This is a genomic window from Flavobacterium branchiophilum NBRC 15030 = ATCC 35035, from assembly GCF_002217205.1.
Taxonomy (GTDB): Bacteria; Bacteroidota; Bacteroidia; order Flavobacteriales; family Flavobacteriaceae; genus Flavobacterium; species Flavobacterium branchiophilum.
This window is the reverse complement of the sequence record NZ_MUGT01000090.1, coordinates 26,961-33,882: the sequence shown is the minus strand read 5'-3', so window position 1 is coordinate 33,882 and position 6,922 is coordinate 26,961. Positions and strand designations below refer to the sequence as shown.

General features: G+C 30.6%; 7 protein-coding genes. 4 read left to right on the top strand and 3 right to left on the bottom strand.

Going from position 1 to position 6,922, the window contains the following annotated elements:
• Nucleotides 1-90 precede the first annotated feature (90 nt).
• Nucleotides 91-1,485, top strand: coding sequence for an ATP-binding protein (locus tag B0A58_RS10935; RefSeq protein WP_089081087.1), 1,395 nt, complete (start codon nt 91-93; stop codon nt 1,483-1,485).
• On the opposite strand, the gene lpxK is transcribed toward B0A58_RS10935, so the two are convergent.
• The gene (lpxK, locus tag B0A58_RS10930) at nt 1,427-2,497 is read right to left on the bottom strand and encodes a tetraacyldisaccharide 4'-kinase (RefSeq protein WP_089081086.1); all 1,071 of its coding nucleotides are present in this window, start codon (nt 2,495-2,497) and stop codon (nt 1,427-1,429) included. The two genes, B0A58_RS10935 and lpxK, sit on opposite strands and share 59 nt — an antisense overlap.
• 323 nt (nt 2,498-2,820) lie before the next feature.
• Here lpxK and B0A58_RS10925 point away from each other — a divergent pair, with 323 nt between their 5' ends.
• The 3 genes from B0A58_RS10925 to B0A58_RS10915 are packed head-to-tail and all read left to right on the top strand — an operon-like array spanning nt 2,821 to nt 5,616.
• On the top strand, nt 2,821-3,936 hold the full coding sequence (locus tag B0A58_RS10925) for a Nif3-like dinuclear metal center hexameric protein (protein WP_089081085.1): 1,116 nt from the start codon (nt 2,821-2,823) through the stop codon (nt 3,934-3,936).
• Between the two features lie 5 nt (nt 3,937-3,941).
• Entirely contained in the window at nt 3,942-4,721 is a 780-nt protein-coding gene (locus B0A58_RS10920) for a zinc ribbon domain-containing protein (protein ID WP_089081084.1), read from the top strand.
• 46 nt (nt 4,722-4,767) lie between these two features.
• A complete protein-coding gene (locus B0A58_RS10915) occupies nt 4,768-5,616 on the top strand; it encodes an alpha/beta hydrolase (protein WP_243389484.1) in 849 nt (282 codons plus the stop codon).
• Here B0A58_RS10915 and B0A58_RS10910 read toward each other — a convergent pair.
• Nucleotides 5,613-6,056 carry a sterol desaturase family protein gene (locus B0A58_RS10910; RefSeq protein ID WP_014084627.1) on the bottom strand — a complete coding sequence of 148 codons (444 nt, stop codon included), beginning with the start codon at nt 6,054-6,056 and terminating at the stop codon, nt 5,613-5,615. The genes B0A58_RS10915 and B0A58_RS10910 overlap by 4 nt on opposite strands.
• A gap of 13 nt (nt 6,057-6,069) precedes the next feature.
• Nucleotides 6,070-6,909 (bottom strand): phytoene/squalene synthase family protein, encoded by an 840-nt coding sequence (locus B0A58_RS10905; RefSeq protein WP_014084626.1) that lies wholly within the window; start codon nt 6,907-6,909, stop codon nt 6,070-6,072.
• Between the last annotated feature and the right edge of the window lie 13 nt (nt 6,910-6,922).

The following is a 6,922-nucleotide window of genomic DNA, read 5'->3' as shown; positions in this document are numbered from 1 at the left end:
AGTAAGTAACTCGATAAATTTATTTACATATTACTCTTAATTTGCTTTAATACTTACGCAAAAAAAACTTTTTTTTGTGAGGATATTAATATGTATTTTGTAAAAAATATAACAATTCCAAAACAAATTGGTTTTGAAAAATTGGTGCAACAAGACAGTATTCAAATGATGCCCCAAAACAATTTTTTTGATAAAAATCAAAGGGGCCGCATTACAAAATCAGAAAAATTAATCAACATATTGGCTGTTTTTCTAATCACAATTTTGTCGTTTTTAAGCTGGACTTTATATAAAAACAACAGAACAAGAATACAAACCAACTTGTTATTAGAGGAAAAAAATAAAGAATTATTACTTTCTAAAGAAAAAGCTGAAAAAGCAAGCAAAGCCCGTTCAGAATTTTTATCAACAGTAAGTCATGAACTTCGAACCCCGTTAAATGCCATAAACGGTATTACACATTTGCTACTTGAAGAAAACCCAAAAGAATCTCAATTGGAGTATTTGAATTCTTTAAAAATTTCAGGAAATTATTTGATGACATTTATTAATGAAATCTTAGAAACTAGTAGAATTGAATCGTTAAATATTACAACAGAAAAAATTAATTTTAATTTACTAGAACTTGTCAATAATATTTATAATTCATTACACAAAATTGCAGTTCAAAATCACAATGTTTTTAAGTTAGATATTGATAATAGAATTCCTATGAATCTTATAGGTGATTCTACTAAATTATCTCAAATATTTATAAATTTAATCAATAATTCTATCAAATTTACACAAAATGGCGAGATTGTTTTAAGTGCCAAATTGCATCGATTAGATAACGGACTTGCCAGCATTAGTTTTCAGGTAAAAGATACGGGAATTGGCATTGCAGAAGAACAGTTGGATGCTGTTTTTGAAAGTTTTTCTCAAGGCTCTGTAGAAATTAATAGAAAATATGGGGGAACAGGATTGGGTTTAACTATTGTAAAGAATTTAATACAAATATTGGGCGGTACTATTCGTTTAGAAAGTCAAATAGGACATGGTGCTTGTTTTACTTTCAATTTGGATTTTATGGTTAATCAAAGCCAAATAGAAGCTCCAAAACAAGTTTTTGACCACTCTAATTTGAATTGCAAACGGGTACTTTTGGTTGAAGACAATAAAATCAATCAAATGATAACCAAAAAAATGATTGAAAGCAAAAAAGTGTTGTGCACCATTGTAGATAATGGTGAAGATGCCATTACCGAAGTGCAAAATAATCATTATGATATGGTTTTGATGGACATTCATTTGCCAGGAATTAACGGTACAATTGCTACAAAAAAAATAAGAGAATTCAATCAAAAAATACCTGTAATTGCACTAACAGCTATTTCTTTAAACGAAAATAAAGAAATGTTGTTGTCTTATGGACTGAACGACGTGGTTACAAAACCCTTTGCTCCTGATGATTTATACAATACGATGCTCCAATATTTGAGCTAAATGTTTGTACAAATTGGATAATGTATTGGTCAAATTGAGCTGCATTTTGTAGAAATTCAGATTGAATGGGTACATAAAACAATTGGTTTTGAGGTAATTTATCCATCAATCTAACGTAGTCTTTTTCTGTTGTTATGATTTTCATGCCATTGGCTTTTTCGAGTATTAAATCAATATCTTTTTCGCTAAAAGCATGATGGTCTGGATAAGTCAGTAAAATGTCGTTTTCATTTTTCAAATAATCAAAAAAGAACTTTGGTTTGGCAATACCCGCTAATAATAATTTTTTTTCAGCTTTAATGCTAGATATTGGAATGTTTTGCTCGTTTGAACAAATAGCTTCATGGTATTGTATTTTACTAAAAAATAGTTGTTGGTGAGGCTTTAATTTTAGGGCTTTTTTTAAGATATTCATTTCATAATCAGATAGTTGATTAGGACATTTAGTTACAATAATGATACATGCCCTATCCGCTCCAGATGTTGCCTCCCTTAAATTGCCAGTGGGCAATATCCAATCTTTGTAATATAATTCGTCGTAAGTTGTTAGCAATATATACAATCCAGCCTTTATTTTTCGGTGCTGATAGGCATCGTCCAATAAAATAATTTCAGGCTTTTTGGGCAGATGTAACAATTGTTCAATGCCATTTTTTCTATGAGCATCTACGGCTACAATTATGTTTTTGAATTTATGAAAAAATTGAAATGGTTCGTCTCCAATGTCTTGATAATCAATGCCTTGTCGAGCAATTACAAAACCTTTTGTTCGACGTTTATACCCCCGACTCAAAGTTGCAAGCTTAAAATGTGGTGCCAACAAACGGATTAAGTATTCTATTTGAGGCGATTTGCCAGTTCCTCCAACACTTAAATTTCCTACTGCAATTATAGGAATATCAAACGAATAAGATTTTAATATATTTTTGTCAAACAAAAAATTTCTTACCCGTGTAATCATGTCATATAGCATTGCAATTGGGAATAATATATATCTAATAAGCAGTATCATAATTATATTTGTATTTAAAAATAAATAATTTGAATTAAAAAAATTAAATTTATAAAAAAAATATTATTTTTTAATCCAAAATTTGATTAACTTGAAGCATTTACATGAGATTTTGATGCAATGGACATTGTGGTTAAAAATATAATACATTTCATATTAATGATTTGATTTTAACCAAACGACATATCATATTACTATCAAAATGCTTTTATGAATAGATTTTTTTTTAAACAATTTCAAATAAAAAATATTTCAAGCCACGAAATTAGCTTTTTTTTACAATATATAACAGAATTTTTCGTTAATTTGTATTTTAATTAGATATGAAAATTTCAGAAATTATTTCGATTTTAGAGGAAATGGCTCCTTTAGGCTATGCCGAAGATTTTGATAACGTAGGGCTCATTGTAGGGCAGGCAGATTTAGAAGCTACCGGAATTTTAGTTTGCCATGACGCTATTGAAAGTGTTGTAAATGAGGCAATAAGCTGCAATTGTAACCTGATTGTTTGCTTTCATCCCATTCTGTTTTCGGGCATTAAAAAATGGACGGGCAAAAATTATGTGGAACGAACCGTAATGAAAGCCATCAAAAACGATATTGCAATATATGCCGTGCATACAGCTTTAGACAACCACCAAGAAGGAGTTAATAAAATATTTTGTAACCAATTGGGGCTACAAAACACCTCTATTTTGATACCAAAAAAGCAATACATCCGAAAATTAATAACTTATACTACGCCAGAAAATGCTGCATTAATTCGTCATTCATTATTTGAAGCGGGTGCAGGAAATATAGGTAATTATGATCAATTTAGTTTTAATAGTTCAGGATTTTCTACTTATAGAGGCAATGAAAATAGCCAACCTGTTGTGGGACAAAAAGGCATAGTAACCACCACAGACGAAGTGAAAATTGAAGTTATTTTTGAAAAACATTTGGAGCAAAAAATCATCAAAACTTTATTGCAAAATCACATTTACGAAGAGGTGGCTTATGAAATTTACGAAACCCAAAATGTACATCAAAATATAGGTTTAGGCATGATAGGCAAGTTAGAAAAACCAATGGACGGACTTGCATTTCTGAAAATGGTAAAACAATTAATGGGAGCAGAGGGGATTAGATACTCTGGTAACACCGACAAAAAAGTGCAAAAAATTGCTGTTTTGGGCGGTTCGGGTAGTTTTGCTATTTCTAATGCCATAAGTGCTGGGGCAGATGTGTTTTTGACGGCAGATTTGAAATACCACCAATATTATGAAGCAGAAAACAAGTTGATTTTAGTAGATATTGGACATTTTGAGAGCGAAAGATTCACAAAAAATTATATATTTGATTATCTTACGAAAAAAATCATTAATTTTGCAGACTTATTGCCCAAAGGCGGTATCATGTTATCAAAAGAAAATACAAATCCAGTTAAGTACTTATAAAGATTATGGGAAATACAAAAGAATTAAGTGTCGAAGACAAATTAAGAGCCATTTATGATTTACAATTAATTGATACAAGAATTGATGAAATTCGAAATGTTAGAGGTGAATTGCCTTTGGAAGTAGAGGATCTGGAAGATGAAGTTGCTGGTTTGAGTTCGAGATTAGACAAACTAAAAAGTGATTTAGAAGTGATTGACGAACAAGTCAAAGCCAAAAAAAATGCCATTTTGGGTCATCAAGAGTCAATTAAAAAATATACCAAACAACAAGAAACAGTTAGAAATAACAGAGAGTTTAACTCGCTAACCAAAGAGGTTGAATATCAAGAACTTGAAATCCAATTGGCTGAAAAGCACATCAAAGAAATGAAAGCTTCGATGGAACATAAAAAACAAGTAATTGCAGAATCAAAAGAAAGATTAGAACAAAAAAGCAACCACTTGACACACAAAAAAGCAGAGTTAAATGATATAATGGCCGAAACGCAAAAAGAAGAAAGCTTTTTGATGGAAAAATCAGCAGAATTTGAAGCTCAAATTGAAGACAGATTGTTGTCTGCCTATAAAAGGATTCGTTCTAGTGTAAGAAATGGTTTAGCAGTTGTATCAATTGAAAGAGGAGCTTCTGCGGGTTCGTTTTTTACTATTCCGCCACAAACACAAGTTGAAATTGCAGCTAGAAAGAAAATATTAATTGACGAACATTCAGGAAGAATTTTGGTTGATAGCGTTTTAGCCGAAGAAGAAAAAGAAAAAATGGAACAACTATTTTCCAAAATTTAATCATTTGAACCCCGTTATTTCGGGGTTTTTTTATCTGATTTTTAAAGTGAAATTGAAAACATTTAGTAGAAAAATATTCATCAAAGTGATTGGTCAATCCTTAAATTTGTTAAGTATTGTTCAACCCAAAAAAGCAGCTTTAATAGCCTATCAATTATTTAGTAGGCCCCGAAAAGGAAAATTCAATTCCAATAAATTACCCAAAACATTACAATCTTGTCAGATAGAACAATTTCTGTCGGATGGGGAAACTTTTCATGCCTATATTTGGAAAGGCAATGCAGACATCATTATGTTGGTTCATGGTTGGGAAAGTAATCCCGCTCGATGGAAAAAAATGTTGCCTTTTCTGAAAAAAACAGGCAAAACCATTGTAGCTATTGATGCTCCCGCACATGGAATGTCGTCGGGAAATGAGTTTAATGTACCTAAATATACTCGATTTTTAGAGGTGTGTACACAAAAATACAATCCAACTATTCTAATTGGGCACTCTATTGGAGGGGCAACATGTATTCATTACCAGCATTTGAATCAAAATCCATTGATAAAAAAAATGGTTTTGTTGGGTGCACCATCTGATTTACAAACTTTAATTGATCATTATTGTACTATGATGGGGTATCAAAATGTGTTGAAAAAATATTTACAAAATCATTTTTTGACTAAAATAAAAACCAGTATTGATGATTTTTCTATGGCAAAATTATCACAAAATATCAACACTTCAACTTTAATCATTCATGATGAAGACGATGCAATTGTGCACGTAAATGAGGCTTATAAAATAGTAAAAGGGCATCCAAAAGCTACTTTTATAAAAACAAAAAATCTTGGTCATGGCTTGCACGACGAAGATTTGTATCAAAAAATGGAGGCTTTTATTTTAAACTAAGAATTAAAATATTTTTTAGGAACCAATAACATACCAAAGCATTCACCATCTTCTTTACCTATATGTTTGTGGTGCATTTTATGAGCCCTTCTCAAGGCTTTGGCATACTTGCCATTCGCATTTCTAAAAAGTTTGAATCGTTGGTGAATAAAAATATCATGCACCATAAAATAAGCCAATCCATAAGCAAAAATACCCAACCCAATGGCCAACCCGATTTTTAAAATTTGATGTTGCCATAGTAAGAAAAAAACAATACTTACAACAGCATAAAATATAAAAAAAGCATCATTACGTTCAAACCAAGAATCATGGTCTTTTTTATGATGATCGGCATGTAAAACCCATAAAAAACCGTGCATAATGTATTTGTGGCTGAACCAAGCCATAAATTCCATAATAAAAAAAGTGCAGATAAAAACTGATATATGTAAAAACATTTTGAGTAAATTTTTAAATTAAATTGAATTTATAATTGAAATAGCATTTGGCAAACAAGCCATATTTTTCATAATCAGGAACTCGAATTCGGGTATTTTTAATTTCAGACGAAGGAGTATTTTTAAGTTTTGAAAGTAATTTTTTGTAATAAATATAAGCAGTATAAACACCAAATTTTGCTTCAATGGGCAAATGTACAATTCCGTCAAAACCAGCTTTAAAATCGGCTTCTATTTCGTCTATTATTTTTTTCTTCGACAAATCATCCAGTTGATTCAAATCTGTATTCGGAAAATAACTTCTGCTTAAATCTTCATAATCGGCTTTCAAATCCCTTAAAAAATTTACTTTTTGAAATGCAGAACCTAATTTCATAGCCGCCGATTGTAGTTCGTTAAATTGGGTATCGTTGCCTTTTACAAATACTTTTAAGCACATCAATCCTACTACATCTGCTGATCCGTAAATATAATTTTCGTATTCTTCTTTCGTATTATATGTTTTTTTATATAAATCTAATCGCATACTTTTCATAAATGAATCAATCATTTCTTTTGGAATATGATGTTTGTGAACCGTTGCTTGAAAAGCATTTAATATAGGATTCAAACTAATTTTGTCTGATAGCGCTTCTTCTAAATCGTTTTCAAATTTAGTAAATAATTTTTCTTGATCATAATCATGAAATGTATCAACAATTTCGTCTGCAAATCTTACAAAACCGTAAATGTTGTATATGTCTTGTCTAATACTTGGCGACAACAGTTTGACTGCTGTTGAAAAGGAAGTACTATATAATTTAGTAGTTATAATACTACATTTGTTTGAAACGTTTTCAAATATTGATTTCATTGGTTCTGTTTTT